We start from the raw sequence: 21,133 nt of genomic DNA on the forward strand, positions 1-21,133 counted from the left end.
TGGACGCCAGGCAGCGTGACAGCAGTGATCACCGGTGCTGCGAACCTCGTATCTGGGCCCCAAGAACCGGATCGGCGTGTCCACCGGGGACCGGCTTCCCGACGGCGGTTGAGCCCGGGCGACGACCGCGCGGAGCGTGGACGCCGGCCGGATAGAGCGTTGGAGGACCAGGACAAGCCGCGCGGCCTGATTCGGGGAACGCGGCCTCAGCCGAGGGTGCGTCGCCGGAGTGAGGGTGCGCACCGGCTGGTTCAGGGTGAGACAGTCCTGGGTGCGGACTATCACGGCACGACCGGCTCGACCCCTCGCCGCGGCGATCGCGCGTTCATCAACGCGTCGGTGGTGAGGACCGCCAGAGCCACCCAGACGATTCCGAAACCGATCCAGCGCGCCGTCGACACGTGCTCGCCGAGGAGGGTCACCGCGCAGATCAGCTGGATGACCGGTGTCACGAACTGGATCAGGCCGACGGTGACCAGTGGGATCCGCCGGGCCGCGGCGGCGAACAGCAGGAGTGGGATGGCGGTGGCGACGCCGCTGAGCACCAGCAGCGCGCTGTGGGCCGTGCCGTGCCGGGCGAAGTCGAGGCCCGGGCCGAGTGCCACGACCACCAGGATGACGGCGGCGGCCGGCAACAGGATCAGGGTCTCCAGGGTCAGGCTGTGCAGGGCCGGCAGTGTGGCGCCCACCTTGTTCTTGACCAGTCCGTAGAGCGCGAACGACGCGGCCAGGGTCAGCGCGGTCACCGGGAACGACCCGCCGGCCACCGCGAGATAGACCGCCGCCGCGGCACCGATTGCGACGGCCAGCCACTGCAGCGGCCGCAGCTGTTCGCGGAGGACCAGCACGCCGAGTGCGACCGTGACGATCGGATTCAGGAAGTAGCCGAGCGCCGCATCGGAGGTGTGCCCGGAGGTGACCGCAGCGACGTACACCACCCAGTTGACCGCGATCAGGAACGCCGCCGCCGTCACGCCCAGCATCAGCTTCCGGTTCCGCAGCAGCGGAGGAAGCCAGGCCCAGTCGCGGCGGACGGCCAGCACGATCAGGCAGAAGACCGCGCTCCAGACGATCCGGTTGGCGAGGATCTCCCACGGCCCGGTCGGCCGCAGCGCGTCGAAGTAGAGCGGGAACAGGCCCCACAGGCCGTAGGCGCCGAAGCCCGCCAGGACACCTCCCTTGCGGCCGAGTTCTGCGAGCCGCGACGGCGGCCGGCGATCGGCGCTCATTCGGCGGAGGCCCGCACGTCGACGCCGGCCTCGGCCAGCGCGTGGCGCACGGCGCGGGCGTGCTCGACGGCCCCGGGGGTGTCGCCGTGCAGACAGATCGAGCCGGCGGCCACCCTGACCCGGCTGCCGTCGATGGCGGTCACCTCGCCGGTGCGGACCAGATCGACGACGCGCGCCGCGATCGCGGCGGTGTCGGTGAGAACGGCGCCGTCCTCGGTGCGCGGCACCAGCGTCCCCTCCGCCGTGTAGGCGCGGTCGGCGAACGCCTCGGTCAGAATCGGGACGCCGCGGTCGGCGGACAGCGTCAACGCCAGCGAACCCGGCAGGCACATCAACGGCAGCCCGGCTTCGGCGACGGCGGTGACGACCGCGTCGGCCTGCTGTTCGTGCGCGACGATCGCGTTGTACAGGGCGCCGTGCGGTTTCACGTAGTCGACGCTGCCGCCCACCGACCGGGCGATCGCGCCGAGCGCGCCGATCTGGAACAGGACGTCGGCGATCAGATCATCGGTCCGCATCTCCATGAACGTCCGCCCGAAGTTCTCCCGGTCCGGATACGACACCTGCGCGCCGATCCGTACTCCCGCGGCCACCGCCTGGGCGCACGTGGTCCGCATCAGGGTGGGGGTTCCGGCGTGGAAGCCGCAGGCGACGTTGGCGCTCGAGACCAGGTCGACCATGGCGGCGTCGTCGCCGACGCCCTCGCCGAGATCGGCGTTCAGGTCGACCGAGGACCGCGCACCGGGTGTTGCTGCCATGGCTCGATGGTAAGCCGGTCCCGGACGGCCGATACGCTGGCGGTCATGGCGAAGATGAGCACGGTGGTCGAGACCGTCGAAGGCCCCGTCGACGGCAAGCGCGGCGTCCGTTCCCGCAAGGGCACGACGGCGTGGCTGGGGATCCCGTTCGCGGCGCCCCCGGTCGGTGACCTGCGATTCCGTGCACCGCAGCCGGTGGAGCCGTGGCCCACCAAGATCCGCACCTGCCACGAGTACGGGCCGACGCCCGTTCAGGAGAAGCTGCTGACCGCGCGCACCGACGGACGTTTCCATCCGCGCAGCGAGGACTGCCTGACGCTGAACGTGTTCGCACCCGACACCGTGTCCTCCACACCGCGGCCGGTCATGTTCTTCATCTACGGCGGCGGCTACATGCTCGGTGGCACGCCCACCCCGATCTACGACGGTTCGTTCCTGGCCCGGGCCCGCGACGTGATCGTGGTGACGGTCAACTACCGCTTCGGGCCGTTCGGATTCATCGACCTGACACAGTTCTCCACCCCGGATCGGCAGTTCGACTCGAACCTGGGTATCCGTGACGTGGTGGCGGGCCTGGAATGGGTGCAGCGCAACATCGCCGCCTTCGGCGGCGATCCCGACCGGGTGACGGTGTTCGGTGAGAGCGCCGGCGGCGCGGCCGTGCTGACCCTGCTGTCCCTGCCGTCCGCCCGCGGCCTGTTCTCGCAGGCGATCGCCGAGAGTCCGGCACCGGATCTGGTGGTCCAGAAGGAGACCGCCACGATCGTCGGCGACGAGTTCGTGCGTCAGCTGGTCGATCCGGAACGCCGTGCCGGCGCCGAGCGCACCGAGGAGCCGCTGGATCCGGCCGAGGTGGCCCGGATCATCGACGGTGCCGATGCGGCGACCCTGCATCGGGCGGGCAAGCGGCTGCTCGGTTTCGCCAAGCATGCGGAACTGTCCGAGCCGCTGCCGTTCGCCCCGGTGGTCGACGGCGACTACCTGCCGAAGATGCCGGTGCAGGCGGCCCTCGACGGCGACACGCATCCGGTGCCGCTGATCATCGGCAGCAATCGGGACGAGGGCGAGCTGTTCAAGCGGTTCTGGGACATCCTGCCGGAGTCGGGACGCTTCCTGGTGGGCGTGCACGACCCGGAGATCCGCGATGAGATCGACCAGCTGTATCCGGGTACCGGCGAGAACATCCGGTTGTCGGCGGACGCCGTGTTCTGGGTGCCGACCACGATCTTCGCGCAGGAGCACGCCAAGCGGGCGCCCACTTGGATGTACCGCTACGACTATGCGCCGCGCGCGCTGAAGCTGGCCGGCATCGGCGCCACCCACGCCACCGAGCTGTTCGCCGTCTTTGGCACCTACCGTCAGGTGCTCGGTGTCGGCCTGGCCGCCACCGGCAGTTGGAGCGAGACCAAGCGGGTCACCACCGAGGTGCAGGGCTACTGGTCGCGGTTCGCCCGCACCGGCAATCCCGGCTTCGACTGGCCGCAGTACGACACCGACGATCGGCGCGTGCTGGTGATCGACGACCCCTCGTACGTGGTGTCCGACCCGGACGGCTCGCGCCGCGCCGCCTGGGAGAAGGTGCATCTGGCTCAGCTGGCGGTCGGATGACCGGCGCGGGGGCGCGCGTCGTCGCCGTCACGATGGCGGCGGGTGCCCTGCTGGGTGTGACCGCCTGCGGGAGCTCGTCCGACGACGCCGCACCGTCGACCGGCGTCAGCACCTCGACCGCGCCGGCCTCGTCGTCGGTCGCGGTGCCGTCGGCCGACGACGACGCCACCGAGACCTCCACGCCGCCGACCCTCCCGCCTCCCTACATCGACCACGCCGACTGGGTGGACACCGAGGTGGGGCCCAGCCTGCAGATCGCACCGACCGACAACGGACGGCGGGTGAGCGGTGACGGCACCGAGGACGAGGCCTGGTCGGAGGTCCTGCGGATCGCCCCCGACGCCGACACTCCGGGTATGAAGGCGCAGTTCGACTGTCACTGGACGTTCGCACGGATCGTGGAGCCGGACAAGGCGACCTGGAACATCGAACCCGGCCGCCCGGTCGTCACCGATCAGGAGATGATCGCCGCCCGCTGCAATCCCGGCTTCGCCGAGGAGTAGCCGCCGACGCCGGCCTGCCGCCCGACGACAACGCCGCCCTGCAGGGTGTGGGCCCGGGCAGCTATTGGCAGTCGTTCGGATCATTCGCGTCGCAACGCGACATTCTGCTGGCGATGGTCAAAGACGTGATCTTCGGCGTCATCATCGCGATCGTCGGTTGCCAGCGCGGCCTCGAAGCCAAGGGCGGGCCCAGGGGCATCGCGGACGGGGTCAACGCCACGGTGGTCGTCTCGACCGTTGCGATCATCGGCGTCAACTTCGTGATCACACTGATCTATACGGTGTTCTTCCCGATGCAGGTCGGCTGACTACTTACGCGCACTTCCGTAACTGTCACATTTGTCTAGTGCGCACTGGACTTGTTTGTCTACCCCGGGATAGACTAGACTTGTGACCAAGCGGAAAGAGCTGACCAAGAAGATCGCCCAGGCCGCCAAGGCCGCAGGGATCCCATGGGAGGTGGAGCGGGAAGGTGGAAACCACACGATCTACCGCCTGGGCGACCAGAAGGTGACCATCGGCCGCCACAACGAACTCGGCAACCGGTACGCCGAGACCGTCTACAAACAGTGCGAACAGACCCTAGGAGAAGACTGGTGGCGATGAAGATCACGGCAACAGCTACGCGAGACGGCCGGTTCTGGCTCGTCTACGTGCCCGAGGTTGACGCCCACACGCAGGGGCGCAACCTCGCTGAGGCGCAGGACATGGCGCGAGATCTCGCCGCGACGATCCGCGACGTCCCGATCGGCGATGTGCAACTCGAGTCGTTCACCGTTGAACTCCCCAGCGACGTTCGCACCGAACTTGCGCACGCCGAGGAGCTGCGCGAGCAGGCGCAGCGCGCGAACAGCGAGGCCGCGCGACTCTCGCGACATGCTGCACTGCGGCTACGCAAGAGCGGGCTCACCGTCCGCGACGTGGGCACAGCGCTCGGAGTGTCCTACCAGCGAGCGCACCAGCTGACCAAGTAATCGGCCCCACCGGGTGACCGAAGAACCCTCTACCCGCTCAAGGCGAGTAGAGGGTTCAGCCGTGCGGTGCGCGGTCAGGACGCCGGATGACGCACACCTTGGAACGTCTGCCGGCTTACTCGCGGCCGCGGATACCGATGACGCGGCACACCAGGTAGATCGCGAACGAGATCGTGGTGACCAGCACCGACACCGGAAGCTCCGGGGCCAGCGATAGGATCAGGCCGCCGACGGCGGCGATCTCGGCGAACAGCACCGAGAGTCCGAGCACCACCGTCGGATTGGCCGACAGGCGGGACGCGGCGGCGGCCGGGGTGATCAGCAGGGACATCACCAGCAGGGCGCCGATGATCTGCACACCCTGTGCGGCGGCCAGGCCGACGAGGATCGCGAAGACCACCGACAGCGTCCGCATGGGGACGCCGGAGGCGGTGGCCACACGGGGGTCGAGGCTGGCGAACAGCAGCGGCCGGTAGATGATCGCCATCACGGCCAGCACCACGACCGCGGTGACGGCGACCGCCACCAGGCCGGACCCGCCGACGCTGACGACCTGGCCGGTCAGCAGAGCGAAACCGGTGCCGGTGCGCCCGTACAGGCTGAGGAACAGGACGCCCAGGCCGAGACCGAACGCCATCACGACGCCGATCACCGAGTCGCGTTCGCGTGCCCGGTTGCCCAGGAATCCGAAGACCGCGGCGGCCACGACGGCACCGATCACACCGCCCACGTTCACGCTCACACCGGCCAGCAGGGCGGCCGCGGCACCGGTGAAGCTGAGCTCGGCGGCGCCGTGCACGGCGAAGCTCATCTGCCGGGCCACCACCATCGGGCCGAGGACGCCGCCGATCAGGCCGAGCAGGGCCAGCGCCAGCAGCGACTGCTGCACGAAGGTGCGGCTGAGCAGGTCTCCGGTCTGCGAGAAGTTCCAGAAGTTGCCGATGTCGGCGGCCAGCAGGCTGGTCGTCATCGGGCGACCACCTGCGCGGTGCCGTCACCGTAGTCGTGCGCATCGCAGTGGTGGTGTTCGCCGTCGCCGCCGATCACCACGAGACGTCCGCCGACCTCGGCGACGTCGACGCGGCTGCCGTACAGCTCGGACAGCGTGGAGGAGGTCATCACCTCGTCGACCGTTCCCATCCGGAACGCGCCGTCGACCAGATACAGGACACGGTCCACGAACGGCAGCACCGGGTTGATCTCGTGGGTGACGAACAGAATCGCGGTGCCGGCGGTCTCACGGCGCGCGTCGAGCAGGTCGACGACGGTGCGCTGGTTCCGCAGGTCCAGGCTCGCGAGCGGCTCGTCGCACAGCAGGGCCGCGGGATCCTTGGTCAGGGCCTGCGCGATCCGCAGGCGCTGCTGTTCGCCGCCGGACAGCAGTCCGACGGGCGAGTCGGCGTATCGGGAGGCCTCGACTTCGGCGAGCGCCGCATCCACGCGGGCCCGGCGTTCCCGACGATCACGCAGACCGATGCCCCACCGTGCCCCGTCCACGCCGAAACCGACCAGGTCGCGTCCGCGGAGCGCGATCAGGTCGGAGTCGTCGGCGTGCTGCTGCGGGACGTAGCCCAGGGCGCCGTGGGTCGCCGCCGTGCCCTCGGTCAGCGGGACCTGGCCGAGGATCGCGCGCAGCAGGGTCGTCTTACCGGAGCCGTTCGGGCCCAGCACCGCGATGAACTCGCCGGGCTCGACCGTCAGGTCCAGATCGCGCCACAGGACGCGGTCCCCCAATCCGAGAGTCGCGCCCTGGAGCTCGATGACGGGTTCTGTCATGTGGTGAGGGCTCGCTCCAACTGATCGATCTGGCCGGACTGCCACGTGATGTAGTCGGTGACGCCGGCGGGCAGGGACTCGGTCAGTTCTACCACCGGAACCCCGGAGCCGCGTGCGATCTTCAGGAGGTTCTCGGTCGACGGATCGACGGCCTGGGTGTTGTAGACCAGTGCCTTGACCTGCTTCTGCGAGAGCAGGTCGTCGAAGGTCGCGACATCGGCCGCGGACGGCGACTGGCCGTCCTCGACGGCAGCGGTGAAGCTCGCCGGGGCGACATCGGTCAGGCCGGCATCGGTGAGGAGGTAGGCGGCCAGCGGCTCGGTGGCGGCCACCTTCTGACCGCCCTGTGCCGCCTTGATGGCCGCGAGACGATCCTTCAGGCCGGTCAGCTTGGTGTTGAAGTCGGCGGCGTTCTTGTGGAAGACGTCGGCGTTGGCCGGAGACACCTCGGACAGCGCGTCGGCGACCTTGTCCGCGGACTGGCCCACGACGGCCAGGTTGTAGAACACGTGCTCGTTGAAGTCGCCGTGATGGTGATGGTGGCCGTCGTGCTCGTCGTCGTCCGTCGCCTCATGGTCGTGATCGTGGTCGTCGGCGCCCGCCACGAAGGAGGTGGCCTCGACCTTCGGGGCCTTGGAGTCCTGCGCGGCCTCCTCGAAGTAGGCGTCGTAGTGGTCGCCGTTGTAGAGCAGGACGTCGCCGTCCTGGATCTTCGCGGTGTCCGCCGCCGACGGCTCGAACTCGTGCGGGTCGCCGTCGGGCGAATGGAAGAGGGAGATCACGTCACCCTTGTCGCCGACGACGGCCTGCGCGACCGAACCCCACACGTCGGTGGACGTCACGACGGTCGGATGATCGGTGGTGGCGGGCTTGTCGTCGCTGCTGCAGGCGGTGGTGGCGAGGGCGAGGGCGAGGGTGGCGGAGGCGACGGTGAGGCCGCGCGCGGTACGGCGGCTCACGTTGACGTGGGTGCGCATGTGCTCCTGCTTCGAAAGGGGACGAATCGGGTTTCTCCGACTGTATGGCGGTTCGAGCGACGCGCACTAATACCGATGAAGGCATGAGTCGTACGCTGGACACATGACCGGTGGCCTGCGACCGCGACGGATCGCGCTGATCTCCGTGCACACCTCGCCGCTGGCACAGCCGGGCACCGGTGACGCCGGCGGCATGAACGTGTACGTCTGGCAGACCGCCACCCGTCTCGCGCGGCGCGGAATCGACGTCGAGATCTTCACGCGCGCCACCTCCTCCGACGATCCGCCGGTGGTCGCCGCCGCCCCCGGTGTCACCGTGCACAACGTGGTCGCCGGCCCGTTCGAAGGCCTCGACAAACGCGACCTGCCCGGTCAGCTGTGCGCGTTCTCCGCCAACGTCCTGCGTGCCGAGGCCGCCCAGGAACCCGGCTACTACGACCTCATCCACTCCCACTACTGGCTGTCCGGACAGGTCGGCTGGCTGGCCCGCGACCGCTGGCGCGTACCGCTGGTCCACACCGCGCACACCCTGGCCGCCGTCAAGAACGCCTCCCTGGCCGCCGGGGACACCGCCGAACCGATGATGCGTGTCATCGGCGAACAGCAGGTGGTGGCCGAAGCGGACCGGCTCATCGCCAACACGTCCACCGAGAAGACCGAACTCGTCGAGATGTACGGCGCCGATCCCGGACGGGTGGACGTCGTGACGCCCGGCGCCGACCTGGACACGTACACGCCGGGCGACAAGAACGCCGCCCGCGCGCGTCTCGGACTGGATCCCGCCGACACCCTCGTCACCTTCGTCGGCCGCATCCAGCCGCTCAAAGCCCCGGACGTGCTGCTCGCCGCCGCTGCACCGCTCATCAAAGCCGACCCCACCGGACATCTCCGGCTGCTGGTGGTCGGCGGGCCGTCGGGCACCGGACTCGAACGACCCCGGGCCATGGAGGACCTGGCCGAACGTCTCGGCATCGCCGACCGCGTCACCTTTCTGCCTCCCCGGGCACCGGCCGACCTCGCCGACGTCTACCGCGCCTCCGATGTCGTCGCCGTCCCCAGCTTCTCGGAGAGCTTCGGGCTCGTCGCCGTGGAAGCCCAGGCCTGCGGCACCCCGGTGATCGCCGCGAACGTCGGCGGCCTGGGCGTCGCCGTCGACGACGGGGTGACCGGCGTGCTCGTCGACGGACACGACATCGACGTGTGGAGCCGCGAACTCGCCGCCGTCCTCGCCGACCGGCCCGTACTCGAACGGATGGGCGCCGCCGCCGTCGCACACGCCCAGAACTTCTCCTGGGAGCACACCACCGACGCGCTGCTGGCGTCGTACGGTCGGGCCATGGCCGACTTCCGGCGGGAGTACGGTCCACAGCGCACCGACCGGCGCAAGCGCGCCTGGCGGAAGAACCGACCGAGGGTGGCAGGATGACCGATCCGACGGAACGCAATCTGCAGGCGCTGACCACGGCGCTCGACGAGTCCGGCATCGACTACGTCCGCAAGGCGTCCGACACCGCGCGCACCGAACACGTCGTGGTGGAGTTGCCGGGCGAGAAGAAGCTGAAGACCGCCGTCCTGCTGACCGCCGGCCCGCACGGCGTGCGCGTGGAGGCCTTCGTCTGCCGCCGGCCCGACGAGAACCACCTGCAGGTGTACCGCTACCTGCTGGTGCGCAACCGCCGGCTGTACGGCGTCGCCTACACCATCGACAACATCGGCGACATCTACCTGATCGGCCGGATCTCCTCGGATGCGCTGACCCGTGACGAGGTGGACCGCGTGCTCGGCCAGGTCCTCGAAGCCGCCGACAACGACTTCAACAAGATCCTCGAAATCGGTTTCATCACGTCCATCCGCCGCGAGTGGGCGTGGCGTAAGTCGCGGGGCGAACCGCTGTTCAACCTGATGGCCTTCGAGCATCTGATCGACGAGGACGACCTCCCCGAGATCGCCCCGTTGAAAACGGACGAATCGCCCATCGGCGTGATCGAGCAGGCCACGGGCGGTGACGGCTCGCAGCCGATCTCCGACTGACCGGGGTACGTGAGCGCGATCACGCCGCGGGCCCTAGGCTGGGTGGCACCACTGCGTCACCGGAACGGTGACGGGGGCAACCGTGCCGCGAGCGGCGGCGCCACGCATTTCACCGACGGAGGGTGTCCATGAGCTTCAAGAGTCCGTTCGACGACGTCGAGATCCCGAACGTCAGCGTCTACGACTTCCTGTTCGGATCGATCGCCGGCGAGGACCTCGAGCGCACCGCGCTGATCGACTCGATGACCGGTGCGACCACCACCTACAAGCAGTTGGTCGGCCAGATCGATGCGGCCGCCGGCGCACTCGCCGATCGCGGCATCGCCGTCGGCGACGTCGTCGCGATCCTGTCCCCGAACATCCCGGCCTTCGCCACCGTCTTCCACGGCGTGCTGCGCGCCGGCGCGACCGCGACCACGCTGAACGCGCTGTTCACCGAGAAGGACATCGCCAAGCAGCTGACCGACTCGAAGGCCAAGATGCTGGTCACCATCTCGATGATGGCGCCGCAGGCCAAGCAGGCGTGCCAAGAGGTGGGGATCAGCGACGAGAACCTGATCATCCTGGACGGCGAGGGCCAGGCCGCGAGCGGTCACCCCAACGCCGCCGACCTCCTCGGTGCCGGTCTGCCGGCCCCGGACGTCACCTTCGACCCGGCGACCCATCTGGCGGTGCTGCCCTACAGCTCGGGCACCACCGGCAACCCCAAGGGCGTCATGCTCACCCACCGCAACCTGGTGTCCAATGTCGCGCAGATCGAGCCGCTGAACGGGCTGACCCCCGACGACGTGGTTCTCGCGGTGCTGCCGTTCTTCCACATCTACGGCATGACGGTCCTGCTGAACGCCGCACTCAAGGCCCGCAGCTCCCTGTTCGTGATGCCCCGGTTCGATCTCGGTGAGTTCCTGAAGGGCATCCAGGACCACAAGATCACGTTCGCCTACATCGCGCCCCCGGTCGCGGTCGCGCTGGCCAAGCACCCGGTGGTCGACGACTTCGAACTGACGTCACTCAAGACCGTCTTCTCCGGTGCCGCCCCGCTCGACGCCGAACTCGGTCACGCCGTCGCCGAGCGCCTGAACGTCCAGGTGCTGCAGGGCTACGGCATGAGTGAGCTGTCTCCGGTCAGCCACATCATGCCCGCCGACGGCGGTCTGGAGTCCCGAGGCATCGTGGCGCCGCTGTCGTCGGTCGGCTGGGCCGTGCCGAACTCGGAGAACCGCATCGTCGATCCGGGCACCGGCGACGACATCGAGGTCCCCTCCGACGGCGTCTCCGAGCCCGGTGAGCTGTGGGTCAAGGGCCCGAACGTGATGGCCGGCTACCTGAACAACCAGCAGGCCACCGCCGAGACCATCGACTCGGACGGCTTCCTGCACACCGGCGACATGGCGACCGTCGACGCGAACGGCTGCGTCACGATCGTCGATCGCCTCAAGGAGCTCATCAAGTACAAGGGCTACCAGGTGCCGCCGGCCGAGCTCGAGGCCCTGCTGCTGACGCACCCGAAGATCGCCGACGCGGCGGTCGTGGGTGCGCACGACGACGAGGGCGAAGAGGTCCCGAAGGCGTTCGTGGTGACCCAGCCCGGTCAGGATCTGACGGCCGACGAGGTCATGGAGTTCACCGCCGAACGCGTCGCGCCCTACAAGAAGGTGCGTCAGGTCGAGTTCATCGACGCCATCCCGAAGTCGTCGGCCGGCAAGATCCTCCGTAAGGATCTGCGCAAGTAGCCGCCCGCCGGCCCGCTGGTTGAGCCGGGCGAGGAACGAGCTTGCTTGCCCCGATGGTTGAGCCGGGCGAGGAACGAGCCCGTGTCGAAACCCCCCCGCACGGTGGTTTCGGCACGGCACCTCGCCCGGCGGCTCGGTACCGGCTCCACCCGCGAACGGTGTTGTGGGAAACTGAAGCCATGAGCAACGGCAAGCTGATCCTGATGCGTCACGGCGAGTCCGCATGGAACGCCTCCAACCAGTTCACCGGCTGGGTGGACGTCGACCTGACCGACAAGGGCCGCACCGAGGCCGTGCGCGCCGGCGAGCTGCTCGCCGAGAACGATCTGCTGCCGGACGTGCTCTACACGTCGGTGCTGCGTCGTGCGATCACCACCGCCAACGTGGCGCTGGACAAGGCCGACCGCCACTGGATCCCGGTGGTGCGGGACTGGCGTCTCAACGAGCGCCACTACGGTGCCCTTCAGGGCCTGAACAAGGCCGAGACCAAGGAGAAGTACGGCGACGAGCAGTTCATGCTGTGGCGCCGCAGCTACGACACCCCGCCGCCGGCCATCGACGCCGACGGCGAGTACAGCCAGGTGGGCGATCCCCGCTACGCCGGCATCGAGGTGCCGCTGACCGAATGCCTGCTGGACGTGGTCAAGCGCCTCATCCCGTACTACGAGGAGACGATCGGCGCCGACCTGCGGGCCGGTAAGAACGTGCTGGTCGCCGCCCACGGCAACTCGCTGCGCGCCATGGTCAAGCACCTGGACCAGATCTCCGACGAGGACATCGCCCAGCTGAACATCCCGACCGGCAACCCGCTGGTGTACGAGGTCGACGATCAGCTGCGCAGCACCGCACCGAGCGGCGATCCGGCCGCGCCGAGCGGCCGCTACCTGGACCCGGAGGCCGCCGCCGCCGGTGCCGCCGCGGTGGCCGCGCAGGGCAGCAAGTAAGTCCGATACGGGCGCTTTCCTCGGCGCCTGCGCCACTCGTCGGCCTGAGCTACATTGGATTCATGGCTGACGGTGTGATCACGGTTACTCATCTGCAGGAGCGGGAGCGTTACCGCGCCGACCTCGACGAAGACGGCGCTCCCACCGAGGTGGGCTACCTCGACTACACCCGCGATGCGGGTCACGCCGACGGCGACCATCTGGCCCTCACCCACACGGTGGTGTACCCGGAGTTCGGCGGGCGCGGTATCGCCGGCCAGTTGGTGCAGCAGGTCCTCGACGACATCCGCGCCGACGGCAACAAGGTCGTTCCGGTCTGCTCGTATGTCGTGAAGTTCCTCGACAAGCATCCGGAGTACGCCGATCTGGTCGTCTCCAACGACTGAACGCCGGGTCCCGGTGGCCGGTTCGACAGGTCCGGTTCACCTTCGGGACATGCGCGCGAATACCTCGTGAACAGCTCGTTGACCACGCCCTCCCAGGTTCCCAACCTGTGGTGATGGGCCGTAGTATCCCGGGTGTGTTCGACTCTGACGGTGCCGACCACTCGTCGGGTGCTGCCGCGCCCCGCGAGTCGATCGTCGGCCCGTTCGACAGCGGATCGCCCGGTGCACAGTCCATCGACGACGACGCGGTCACCTTCAACGACGACGGCTCCATCTCGCGTGCCGGGCTGACCAATCTGCTCGGCGCGCATTCGGAGACCGGCATGGCGGTGGTCGACGCCGATCACAAGATCATTCTGTTCAATCAGCGGGCCGTCGACCTCGGTCTGCTGCGCGACACCCTCGCCGATCCGGTCGCCGAAGCCGTCACCGAGGTGTTCGAGTCGGGGGAGGACCGCCGCTTCGACTTCGTGCCGCCGGTATCCAACATGGGCTTCGTCTCCACCGGCCGCACCATGCCGCGCACCATCGAGAACGTCCGCTGCGTGGTGCGTCTGGCCGAGCACGGCACCTCGCGCTACGCGCTGGTCTACGGCGACGACGACTCCACCAACCTGCGGGTGGAGGCGAGCCGCCGCGACTTCGCCGCCAACGTCTCTCACGAGTTGAAGACCCCGCTGGGCGCGATCAGTCTGATGGCGGAGGCGATCCTCGAGTCGCACGACGACCCGGAGGCCGTCGAAAACTTCGCGCGCCGCGTGGTGCACGAGACCGAGCGGATGAAGACGCTCATCAACGAGCTGATCGGCCTGTCGCGTCTGCAGGAGGGGCGGATCGACGAGTTCACGTCGGTGGACGTCGACTCCCTCGTCGACGACGCGGTGGCCGCGGCGTCGGTGAGCGCGGAGATCGAGGAGATCGAACTGCTCGCCGACCAGGCGTCGGGCCTGTCGGTGATCGGTGATCGCACGCTGCTGCTGACCGCGCTCAACAATCTGATCGCGAACGCCATCAACCATTCGATGTACGGCGACGTCGTCTCGGTGAGCCGCAAGGTGACCGAGATGGACGGCGAGATGATGGTGGCCATCGCGGTCACCGACCGCGGCATCGGCATCGCGCCGGCCGACCAGCAGCGCGTCTTCGAACGCTTCTACCGCGTCGACAAGGCGCGGTCACGCGCCACCGGCGGCACCGGCCTCGGCCTGGCGATCGTCAAGCACGTCGCCGCCAGCCACGGCGGACACATCGGCCTGTGGAGCCGGCCCGGCACGGGTTCGACCTTCACCCTGTACATCCCGCTCGACCCGAACGCGGAGATCCCCGAACAGGCGCCGCCCCTGCCGCGCCCCGAAACCCCGTCGACGGACGTCGACGACCGCGACCCGTCGGACGATCCCGACGGGTCCGATCCCACCGAGACCACCGATTCATCCCCACACACGGAGGAAGAGAAGCCTTGACGCACGTCCTGATCGTCGAAGACGAAGAAGCCCTCGCCGATCCGCTCGCGTTCCTGCTGCGGAAGGAGGGTTTCGAAGCCAGCATCGTCAACGACGGCTCCGAGGCCGTCGCCGCGTTCGATCGCATCGGGCCGGACATCGTCCTGCTCGACCTGATGCTGCCCGGAATCTCCGGCACCGAGATCTGCAAGCAGATCCGCGCCAAGTCGAGTGTGCCGGTCATCATGGTGACCGCCCGCGACAGCGAGATCGACAAGGTGGTCGGCCTCGAGCTGGGCGCCGATGACTACATCACCAAGCCGTACTCGGCGCGTGAGCTGATCGCGCGTATCCGTGCGGTCCTGCGCCGCGGCGGCGTGGTGGCCGACGACGACGATGCCGCGATCGGCGTCCTCGAGGTGGGGCCGGTCCGCATGGACGTGCAGCGCCACACCGTGACGGTCGACGGCGCCGAGGTGACGCTCCCGCTCAAGGAGTTCGACCTGCTGGAGTACCTGCTCCGCAACGCCGGCCGCGTACTGACCCGTTCGCAGCTGATCGACCGCGTGTGGGGTGCCGACTACGTCGGCGACACCAAGACGCTGGACGTTCACGTGAAGCGTCTGCGCTCCAAGATCGAGCCGGACCCGTCGCAGCCGCGTCACCTCATCACCCTCCGCGGCCTGGGGTACAAGTTCGAGCCGTGACCGCTCGCCGGTTCTCGAGCCCGACCTACGCTCCTTGAGCCACTCTCCACGCTCCTTGGCTCCGCCCTACGCTCCTTGAGCTTGTCGAAAGGAGCCCGACCCAGCGCGCGCCTTCGGCGCGGAAGAGATGCTGGGGACGGGGGAGGCCGGCCTCCGACCAGCGTGTGTGCGGTTGCGGAGGGCCTGAATTCGTCTGTGCCGTGGGTTGAGGCTGCTATCTGCCCTGAACTCACGGCATAGGCCGGGGGCTACAGCTGCTCGTACTTGAGGTCGGTGTCGAGGCGGGTGGTGGCGGCGGCCGTCGCCGGGTGGACGGCGACGATGCCCAGCTGGGTGCGGCGCCGGCAGGCTTGGGCGAGCTGTTCGTAGGCGGCGGCGCCGATCATCTCGGTGAGCTCCGGCCGATACGACTCGAAGACCGGTTTCACGCCGACGTGCGCGTCGGGGGATCCCGAGCAGTACCAGGCCAGATCGTGTCCGCCTTCGCCCCAGCCGCGGCGGTCGTATTCGGTGATCGTGGTCTTGAGGATCTCGGTGCCGTCGGGGCGGGTCACCCACTCCTGCTCCCGTCGCACCGGCAGCTGCCAGCACACGTCCGGTTTCACGGTCAGGGGTTCGATTCCGCGGCGCAGCGCCACCGCGTGCAGTGAGCAGCCCGCGCCGGCCGGAAAACCGGGCCGGTTGGCGAAGATGCAGGCGCCCTCTTGGACCCGCGTCTTCAACGCCGGCTCGTCATCCAGGTCGCCCTCCTCGAGGTAGCCGTTCTCGCCCAACGGGTCGTCGCCGGAACCCTCCGGATAGAACTGCCAGTCCTCCGGGGTCAGCAGTGCGACACCGGCCTCCAGACGTTCGCGGTCCTCGTCGTCGGTCAGGTAGGCGCCGTGGGTGCAGCATCCGTCGTTCGGCCGGCCGGCGACGATGCCGCGGCAGGCCGGGGTGCCGAACACACACGTCCAGCGGGAGAGCAGCCACGTCAGATCGGCGACGATCACGTGCTCGTCGTCGTCGGGATCAGGGAACTCGTACCACTCGCGAGGGAAGTCGAGTGGCACCTCGGGGGCTGGATCCGAGGCCGCATCGGGGGACATAGGGCCACACGCTAGCGTCTCGGCGGCACGCTCGCCGCCTCGCGGTAGTTTGTACCGGTGAGACTCGGAGTGCTCGACGTGGGCAGCAACACCGTTCACCTGCTGGTGGTCGACGCACATCGCGGCGGCCACCCGACCCCGATGAGCTCCACCAAGGCGGTCCTCCGCCTGGCGGAGCAGATCGACCCCGGCGGTCACATGACCGACGAGGGCGCACAGTCGCTGGTCGACACCGTGGTCGACTTCAAGAAGGTGGCCGAGACGTCAGGCTGCGAGCAGGTGATGGCGTTCGCGACTTCGGCGGTCCGCGATGCCGTCAACTCCGACGACGTCCTCGACCGTGTGCGCGACGCCTCCGGGGTGAAGGTGCGCGTCCTGTCCGGCGTGGACGAATCACGGCTGACATCCCTCGCCGTGCGCCGCTGGTACGGCTGGAGCGCCGGCCGGATCCTGGCCCTGGACATCGGAGGCGGATCGCTGGAGATGTCCAACGGCGTCGACGAGGAACCCGATCTGGCGCTGTCGCTGCCGCTCGGCGCCGGCCGCATCACCCGGGAATGGCTGCCGGAGGATCCGCCGGACCGTGCCGCCATCGACGAGCTGCGCGGTTGGCTGGACGCCGAGCTGAAGGCGCCGGCCAAGAAGCTCCGCAAGACCGGGAAACCGAACCTGGCGGTCGGCTCGTCCAAGACCTTCCGCACCCTCGCCCGTCTCACCGGTGCGGCGCCGTCGAGCGCCGGCCCGCGGGTCAAACGGACCCTGACGCAGGACGGTTTGCGGCAGCTGATCGCGTTCATCTCGCGGATGACGACGGCCGACCGGGCCGAACTCGAAGGCGTCAGTGTGGCGCGGGCCCCGCAGATCGTGGCGGGCGCCTTGGTCGCCGAGGCGGCGATGCGAGCCCTGAGTGTGGATACACTCGACATATGTCCTTGGGCGTTGCGTGAAGGAGTGATTCTGCGCAGGCTTGATGCCGAGCCTGCCGAAACCTTCATCAGTACGCCGTAGGATCGCGGTCACCCGCACGACGAGCCCGTGGTCGTGCCCGCAGAGCAGAGCAGTAGGAGTCGCCAGCGATGGCCCAGGAACCGGATCCCGATTCACGACCCATCAGCGTCGATGAGCTGATGGCGCGGAAGAACTCGGACCCCGACGCGTTCCCGCGGTCGTCCGGCATGCCCGCCTACACCCCGCCGGCCACCGGCGCCCAGCGTGTCGTGGGCGCCTCCGGCATGCCCGCGTACACGGCTCCCGCGACCGGTCAGGTGCCGATCGCCGCGCCCGCGCCGTCGACCGCCGCCAAGGCGGGCGCCGCGAATGTCGTGACCGGCATCATCCCGGTCGACGCGGTCGCCGACTCGGACCACGAGCAGGCGGCTGCGGCCGTCGCCGGCACCGTCGCCCCGGTCGAGCCGGACGATCTGCTCGGCGAGGATCTGCCCGCCATGGAGGTCCACGACGACGCCGCTCTCGCGGCCCCGGCCACCGGCGCTGTTCCTGTCGCTCCGGCGACGGGCGCTGTTCCCGTCGCCCCGGCCACCGGTGCCGTTCCCGTCGCTGCGACCGCAGCCGCCGCGGCAGTCGCTGCGACGGAGACCGAGACCGACGAGGCGACCGATAAGAAGCCGGGCAAGCTCGACTGGGCCGCCCGCCGTGCCGCCAAGAAGGCCGCGAAGCAGGACGACGCCGAGACCGTCGCCGACGAGGCCGTGCCGGCCGCCACCGCCCTGCTCGGTTCGTCCCCGGCGTCCGCCGCCGCGGACACCGACACCCACCCGGTGGTCGAGACGACCACGACGACCGCACCCGCGGCGGCGCCTGCGGAGACGCCGGCCACGGAGCCGGCCGCCGACCTCGACCTCGATGAGGACGACGACGAGGACGACTACGCCGACCACGAGCGCTCGCCGCTGCTGCAGTGGCTCGGACTGATCGGTGAAGTGGTGCTCGGCCTGGCCGTCGGCGCCGGCCTCTTCTGGGGTTTCACCATCCTGTGGAAGCAGTACGTGTACTTCGCACTGGTCCTGGCCGTGCTCGTGATCTTCGCGATCGTCACGTTCGCGCACATCCTGCGGAAGCGGGATCTGCCGACCACCCTGCTCGCACTCGCGGTCGGATTGCTGGTGACCATCGGTCCGCTCGTCATGCTGGTCTAGCGGAGACCCGTCTATGCCGCTGCGCCCGGAGATCCCGATCGGGTTGTCTACCGCATCGGTGTACCCGCAGAACACCGAGGCGGCCTTCGCCTACGCGGCCGAGATCGGCTACGACGGCGTCGAGCTGATGGTGTGGTCGGATCCGGTCAGTCAGGACGTCGCCCACGTCGCGCACCTCTCCCAGCAGTACCAGGTGCCCGTCCTGTCGGTGCATGCACCGTGTCTGCTGATCAGTCAGCGCGTCTGGGGTCGCGACCCGTCGGCCAAGCTGGTCCGATCGGTGCAGGCCGCCGAGGACCTCGGCGCCGACACCGTGGTGGTGCATCCTCCGTTCCGGTGGCAGCGCGAGTACGTGCGCGGCTTCGACCGGCTGGTGCAGCGCCTCGAGGCGGAATCCGAGGTGAACGTCGCCGTCGAGAACATGTTCCCGATGCGTGCCGATCGGCTGTTCGGCGCGGGCAAGAAGTCGGCCGACCGGATGGCCGATCGCGGCGGCCGCCCCGGCCTGCACGCGTCGGCGTTCGGCAAGTCCATCGACCCCACCGACCACGGCTACGACCACTACACGCTCGACCTCTCACACGCGGCGACCGCTGGCGTGGACGCCCTGGCGATGGCCGGACGCATGGGGGAGGGGCTCAAGCACCTGCACCTGACCGACGGCACCGGTGCCGCCACCGACGAGCATCTCATTCCGGGCGACGGCAACCAGCCGTGCGCGCAGGTGTGCCGGCAGCTCGCCCAGAGCGACTTCGATGGCGCCGTGGTGCTCGAAGTGCACACCGGGTCGGCGCGGAACAAGGCCGAACGGCGTGCCATGCTGACGCGGTCGCTGGAGTTCGCGCGCAAGCATCTGTCCCGCGACCGACTGGAGGAGGACGTTCGTGCCGACGCAGCTCGCTGAACTGCTCGACTTCGACGAGACGGGCCGCACCGCCGACGGCGTCGACTACCGCGGCGTGATCGATCCGGTGTTCACCATCGGTCCGAAGGTTCACGGGGGCAGCCTGCAGATGATGGTCGCCTCGGCGGCGAGGCAGGCGCTGAACGCGGTGGCCGGACCGGATGACGACCTGACCGGGGTGACCGCTCTCGCGGTCTCCAGCGACTATCTCGCCGCACCGGATCCGTCCCAGGTGGACGTGAAGGTCCGTGTCACCAAGCGGGGCCGCACCGTGAATCTGGTGCACGTCGACGTGGTGCAGAACGACCGCCTGATGGTGTCGTCCGCGGTGACACTCGGCCGGCAAGACCACGGTGAACCGCGCTACCGGCATCGGACTCCGCTGCACGAGTTGCCCGCCGAACCGCCCACCGACGCGCTGCATATCGACGGCACGCCGCTCGGCGAGGTGATGCATCTGGCGCCGGCGCTCGATCTGGCGCTGGATCCCGGCTGCTTCCCGCTCATGCGGGGCGAGACCGGCGATCCGGTGACCCGTGGCTGGACCCGGCCGAAGGACGCCGCCGATCAGCCGTCGACGATGGGCCTGGACTTCCCGGTCCTGGTCTGCGATCTGTCGCCGCCGGTGGTGATGAATCTGGGTCTGGTCGGCTGGGCGCCGACCGTCCAGTTGACGACCTATGTGCGACGGACACCGGCGCCGGGCTGGCTCCGGTTCCAGGCGTCGAGCAACGAGGTGGGGCAGTCGATGTTCGCCGAGGACCACACGGTCCTGGATGCGACCGGGGCCGTGGTGGCCCAGTCGCGGCAGCTGGCACTGATCCCCGCCGCACCCTAGAACGGCAACGAGAAATCACACGAGGACGGGAAAGAACCAATGAGTGAGCGTGTAGCGATCATCGGTGGCGGACGGATCGGCGAGGCCCTGCTGGCCGGCCTGATCCAGTCGGGAAAGCCGGTCAAGGATCTGGTGGTGGTCGAGCGGCACAGTGATCGGGCCGCCGAGCTGAAGGGCGAGTACGGCGTCCGGGTGACCGACGACGTCCGCGACGCCGCCGAGGGCGCCCAGGTCGCGGTCATCGCGGTCAAGCCGGACGCGGTGGACAGCGTGCTCCGCGATCTGGCCCGCGCCGAGGACGACGGCGAGGACGAGCGCATCACGATGACGCTGGTCGCCGGTGTCCCCGCCGCCCGGTACGAGCACGCCTTGCCGGCGGGCTCGCCGGTCATCCGCGTCATGCCGAACACCCCGATGCTGGTGAACGCGGCGATGTCCGCGGTGAGCGCCGGGCGCTACGCCGACGACGATCAGGTGGCGGTCGCCGTCCGTCTGATGGAGTCGGTCGGCAAGGTGCAGGTGGTGCCGGAGAAGCTGATGGACGCCGTCACGGCGATCTCCGGTTCCGGTCCGGCCTACTTCTTCCTGATGGTGGAGGCGCTGACCGATGCGGGCGTCGGCCTGGGTCTGACGCGCGCGCAGGCTGCCGAGCTGGCAGGTCAGACGATGTACGGCTCGGGTCTGCTGCTCACCGAGTCCGGGGTGTCGCCGGTGGAACTGCGTGCCGCGGTGACCTCGCCGGGCGGCACGACCGCTGCGGCGCTGGCCGAATTGGAGCGCTACGGACTGCGCCACGCGGTCGGTGAAGCGGCCCGCGCGGCGGCCGAAGTGGGCCGTCAGTCGGCAGTTCGACCCTCGGTTGAGGGTTCTCCGGCGGGTTTGCCCGGTTCTTCCGACGGTGCACCGTCGGACCTGTAGGGGTTCTGACCTGCGGATATGACCGAAGTGTGGGAATCCTAACGATGATATTCCGGAATATTTCGCCACTCACGTCGCATATTTCACATCCGCCACGCTAAGCTCAACCCAGCACGTACGTGTCTATGTCCGCCGGAGGGGAAGCCGGTGGCCGCGATGCG

General features: G+C 69.1%; 23 protein-coding genes. 17 read left to right on the forward strand and 6 right to left on the reverse strand.

Features of this window, described 5'->3' with window-relative positions; translation table 11 throughout:
* Nucleotides 1–281: 281 nt before the first annotated feature.
* Nucleotides 282–1,229, reverse strand: a complete 948-nt coding sequence (rarD, locus tag QM774_RS12945) for an EamA family transporter RarD (RefSeq protein ID WP_414976263.1) — start codon at nucleotides 1,227–1,229, stop codon at nucleotides 282–284.
* A complete protein-coding gene (locus QM774_RS12950) occupies nucleotides 1,226–1,987 on the reverse strand; it encodes a LamB/YcsF family protein (protein WP_414976264.1) in 762 nt (253 codons plus the stop codon). Before QM774_RS12950 ends, rarD begins: the two co-directional genes overlap by 4 nt.
* A gap of 45 nt (nucleotides 1,988–2,032) precedes the next feature.
* On the opposite strand from QM774_RS12950, the gene QM774_RS12955 reads away from it, so the two are divergent.
* From QM774_RS12955 to QM774_RS12975, 5 genes are all read left to right on the forward strand, one after another.
* Complete coding sequence (locus QM774_RS12955; RefSeq protein WP_414976265.1) at nucleotides 2,033–3,595, forward strand: carboxylesterase/lipase family protein; 1,563 nt, start codon at nucleotides 2,033–2,035, stop codon at nucleotides 3,593–3,595.
* On the forward strand, nucleotides 3,592–4,098 hold the full coding sequence (locus QM774_RS12960) for a DUF2599 domain-containing protein (protein WP_414976266.1): 507 nt from the start codon (nucleotides 3,592–3,594) through the stop codon (nucleotides 4,096–4,098). Before QM774_RS12955 ends, QM774_RS12960 begins: the two co-directional genes overlap by 4 nt.
* Nucleotides 4,099–4,145: 47 nt before the next feature.
* A complete protein-coding gene (locus QM774_RS12965; RefSeq protein ID WP_414976267.1) occupies nucleotides 4,146–4,406 on the forward strand; it encodes an ABC transporter permease in 261 nt (86 codons plus the stop codon).
* Nucleotides 4,407–4,488: 82 nt separating this feature from the next.
* Entirely contained in the window at nucleotides 4,489–4,704 is a 216-nt protein-coding gene (locus tag QM774_RS12970; protein ID WP_414976268.1) for a hypothetical protein, read from the forward strand.
* On the forward strand, nucleotides 4,701–5,072 hold the full coding sequence (locus QM774_RS12975; protein ID WP_414976269.1) for a type II toxin-antitoxin system HicB family antitoxin: 372 nt from the start codon (nucleotides 4,701–4,703) through the stop codon (nucleotides 5,070–5,072). Before QM774_RS12970 ends, QM774_RS12975 begins: the two co-directional genes overlap by 4 nt.
* A 115-nt stretch (nucleotides 5,073–5,187) precedes the next feature.
* Here QM774_RS12975 and QM774_RS12980 read toward each other — a convergent pair whose 3' ends face one another.
* The 3 genes from QM774_RS12980 to QM774_RS12990 are packed head-to-tail and all read right to left on the reverse strand — an operon-like array spanning nucleotide 5,188 to nucleotide 7,825.
* The gene (locus tag QM774_RS12980; protein ID WP_414976270.1) at nucleotides 5,188–6,042 is read right to left on the reverse strand and encodes a metal ABC transporter permease; all 855 of its coding nucleotides are present in this window, start codon (nucleotides 6,040–6,042) and stop codon (nucleotides 5,188–5,190) included.
* Nucleotides 6,039–6,848 carry a metal ABC transporter ATP-binding protein gene (locus tag QM774_RS12985; RefSeq protein ID WP_414976271.1) on the reverse strand — a complete coding sequence of 270 codons (810 nt, stop codon included), beginning with the start codon at nucleotides 6,846–6,848 and terminating at the stop codon, nucleotides 6,039–6,041. Before QM774_RS12985 ends, QM774_RS12980 begins: the two co-directional genes overlap by 4 nt.
* Complete coding sequence (locus QM774_RS12990) at nucleotides 6,845–7,825, reverse strand: metal ABC transporter solute-binding protein, Zn/Mn family (protein ID WP_414976272.1); 981 nt, start codon at nucleotides 7,823–7,825, stop codon at nucleotides 6,845–6,847. Before QM774_RS12990 ends, QM774_RS12985 begins: the two co-directional genes overlap by 4 nt.
* 103 nt (nucleotides 7,826–7,928) lie before the next feature.
* Between QM774_RS12990 and mshA the strand changes: the two genes are divergently transcribed.
* The 7 genes from mshA (at nucleotide 7,929) to QM774_RS13025 (ending at nucleotide 15,068) form a co-directional block, all read left to right on the forward strand.
* Nucleotides 7,929–9,251: a D-inositol-3-phosphate glycosyltransferase gene (mshA, locus tag QM774_RS12995; protein WP_414976273.1), complete on the forward strand. Its 1,323-nt coding sequence runs from the start codon at nucleotides 7,929–7,931 to the stop codon at nucleotides 9,249–9,251.
* Nucleotides 9,248–9,856 carry a YbjN domain-containing protein gene (locus QM774_RS13000; RefSeq protein ID WP_414976274.1) on the forward strand — a complete coding sequence of 203 codons (609 nt, stop codon included), beginning with the start codon at nucleotides 9,248–9,250 and terminating at the stop codon, nucleotides 9,854–9,856. Before mshA ends, QM774_RS13000 begins: the two co-directional genes overlap by 4 nt.
* A 128-nt stretch (nucleotides 9,857–9,984) precedes the next feature.
* Nucleotides 9,985–11,589, forward strand: coding sequence for a 4-coumarate--CoA ligase family protein (locus QM774_RS13005; protein ID WP_414976275.1), 1,605 nt, complete (start codon nucleotides 9,985–9,987; stop codon nucleotides 11,587–11,589).
* A gap of 179 nt (nucleotides 11,590–11,768) precedes the next feature.
* Nucleotides 11,769–12,533, forward strand: coding sequence for a phosphoglyceromutase (locus tag QM774_RS13010; protein WP_414976276.1), 765 nt, complete (start codon nucleotides 11,769–11,771; stop codon nucleotides 12,531–12,533).
* A gap of 62 nt (nucleotides 12,534–12,595) precedes the next feature.
* The gene (locus QM774_RS13015; protein WP_414976277.1) at nucleotides 12,596–12,919 is read left to right on the forward strand and encodes a GNAT family N-acetyltransferase; all 324 of its coding nucleotides are present in this window, start codon (nucleotides 12,596–12,598) and stop codon (nucleotides 12,917–12,919) included.
* 134 nt (nucleotides 12,920–13,053) lie between these two features.
* Nucleotides 13,054–14,382, forward strand: coding sequence for a sensor histidine kinase (locus tag QM774_RS13020; protein WP_414976278.1), 1,329 nt, complete (start codon nucleotides 13,054–13,056; stop codon nucleotides 14,380–14,382).
* The gene (locus tag QM774_RS13025; RefSeq protein ID WP_414976279.1) at nucleotides 14,379–15,068 is read left to right on the forward strand and encodes a response regulator; all 690 of its coding nucleotides are present in this window, start codon (nucleotides 14,379–14,381) and stop codon (nucleotides 15,066–15,068) included. The genes QM774_RS13020 and QM774_RS13025 overlap by 4 nt, the downstream gene beginning before the upstream one ends.
* A gap of 248 nt (nucleotides 15,069–15,316) precedes the next feature.
* Here QM774_RS13025 and QM774_RS13030 read toward each other — a convergent pair whose 3' ends face one another.
* Nucleotides 15,317–16,156 (reverse strand): hypothetical protein, encoded by an 840-nt coding sequence (locus tag QM774_RS13030; protein WP_414976280.1) that lies wholly within the window; start codon nucleotides 16,154–16,156, stop codon nucleotides 15,317–15,319.
* A gap of 57 nt (nucleotides 16,157–16,213) precedes the next feature.
* Here QM774_RS13030 and QM774_RS13035 point away from each other — a divergent pair, with 57 nt between their 5' ends.
* The 5 genes from QM774_RS13035 to proC all read left to right on the forward strand — a co-directional run bounded on the left by QM774_RS13035 (nucleotide 16,214) and on the right by proC (nucleotide 20,972).
* Complete coding sequence (locus tag QM774_RS13035; RefSeq protein ID WP_414976281.1) at nucleotides 16,214–17,164, forward strand: hypothetical protein; 951 nt, start codon at nucleotides 16,214–16,216, stop codon at nucleotides 17,162–17,164.
* A 68-nt stretch (nucleotides 17,165–17,232) separates the two neighbouring features.
* On the forward strand, nucleotides 17,233–18,312 hold the full coding sequence (locus QM774_RS13040; protein ID WP_414976282.1) for a hypothetical protein: 1,080 nt from the start codon (nucleotides 17,233–17,235) through the stop codon (nucleotides 18,310–18,312).
* Nucleotides 18,313–18,325: 13 nt separating this feature from the next.
* Nucleotides 18,326–19,216: a sugar phosphate isomerase/epimerase family protein gene (locus tag QM774_RS13045; RefSeq protein WP_414976283.1), complete on the forward strand. Its 891-nt coding sequence runs from the start codon at nucleotides 18,326–18,328 to the stop codon at nucleotides 19,214–19,216.
* Complete coding sequence (locus tag QM774_RS13050; protein ID WP_414976284.1) at nucleotides 19,197–20,054, forward strand: thioesterase family protein; 858 nt, start codon at nucleotides 19,197–19,199, stop codon at nucleotides 20,052–20,054. Before QM774_RS13045 ends, QM774_RS13050 begins: the two co-directional genes overlap by 20 nt.
* Nucleotides 20,055–20,093: 39 nt before the next feature.
* On the forward strand, nucleotides 20,094–20,972 hold the full coding sequence (gene proC / locus QM774_RS13055) for a pyrroline-5-carboxylate reductase (RefSeq protein ID WP_414976285.1): 879 nt from the start codon (nucleotides 20,094–20,096) through the stop codon (nucleotides 20,970–20,972).
* Nucleotides 20,973–21,133 lie beyond the last annotated feature (161 nt).

The sequence above is a fragment of the Gordonia sp. (in: high G+C Gram-positive bacteria) genome (genome assembly GCF_047600565.1).
Lineage (GTDB): Bacteria > Actinomycetota > Actinomycetes > Mycobacteriales > Mycobacteriaceae > Gordonia.

What these genes read in the sequence shown, in the direction of transcription:
- QM774_RS13010 (WP_414976276.1), top strand. Translation starts at nt 11,769, where the DNA reads ATGAGCAACGGCAAGCTGATCCTGATGCGTCACGGCGAGTCCGCATGG.
- QM774_RS13030 (WP_414976280.1), bottom strand. Translation starts at nt 16,156, where the DNA reads ATGTCCCCCGATGCGGCCTCGGATCCAGCCCCCGAGGTGCCACTCGAC.
- QM774_RS12960 (WP_414976266.1), top strand. Translation starts at nt 3,592, where the DNA reads ATGACCGGCGCGGGGGCGCGCGTCGTCGCCGTCACGATGGCGGCGGGT.
- QM774_RS12975 (WP_414976269.1), top strand. Translation starts at nt 4,701, where the DNA reads ATGAAGATCACGGCAACAGCTACGCGAGACGGCCGGTTCTGGCTCGTC.
- QM774_RS12990 (WP_414976272.1), bottom strand. Translation starts at nt 7,825, where the DNA reads ATGCGCACCCACGTCAACGTGAGCCGCCGTACCGCGCGCGGCCTCACC.
- QM774_RS13000 (WP_414976274.1), top strand. Translation starts at nt 9,248, where the DNA reads ATGACCGATCCGACGGAACGCAATCTGCAGGCGCTGACCACGGCGCTC.
- QM774_RS12950 (WP_414976264.1), bottom strand. Translation starts at nt 1,987, where the DNA reads ATGGCAGCAACACCCGGTGCGCGGTCCTCGGTCGACCTGAACGCCGAT.
- rarD (WP_414976263.1), bottom strand. Translation starts at nt 1,229, where the DNA reads ATGAGCGCCGATCGCCGGCCGCCGTCGCGGCTCGCAGAACTCGGCCGC.
- proC (WP_414976285.1), top strand. Translation starts at nt 20,094, where the DNA reads ATGAGTGAGCGTGTAGCGATCATCGGTGGCGGACGGATCGGCGAGGCC.
- mshA (WP_414976273.1), top strand. Translation starts at nt 7,929, where the DNA reads ATGACCGGTGGCCTGCGACCGCGACGGATCGCGCTGATCTCCGTGCAC.
- QM774_RS13005 (WP_414976275.1), top strand. Translation starts at nt 9,985, where the DNA reads ATGAGCTTCAAGAGTCCGTTCGACGACGTCGAGATCCCGAACGTCAGC.
- QM774_RS12980 (WP_414976270.1), bottom strand. Translation starts at nt 6,042, where the DNA reads ATGACGACCAGCCTGCTGGCCGCCGACATCGGCAACTTCTGGAACTTC.
- QM774_RS12985 (WP_414976271.1), bottom strand. Translation starts at nt 6,848, where the DNA reads ATGACAGAACCCGTCATCGAGCTCCAGGGCGCGACTCTCGGATTGGGG.
- QM774_RS13040 (WP_414976282.1), top strand. Translation starts at nt 17,233, where the DNA reads ATGGCCCAGGAACCGGATCCCGATTCACGACCCATCAGCGTCGATGAG.
- QM774_RS13015 (WP_414976277.1), top strand. Translation starts at nt 12,596, where the DNA reads ATGGCTGACGGTGTGATCACGGTTACTCATCTGCAGGAGCGGGAGCGT.
- QM774_RS13045 (WP_414976283.1), top strand. Translation starts at nt 18,326, where the DNA reads ATGCCGCTGCGCCCGGAGATCCCGATCGGGTTGTCTACCGCATCGGTG.
- QM774_RS12955 (WP_414976265.1), top strand. Translation starts at nt 2,033, where the DNA reads ATGGCGAAGATGAGCACGGTGGTCGAGACCGTCGAAGGCCCCGTCGAC.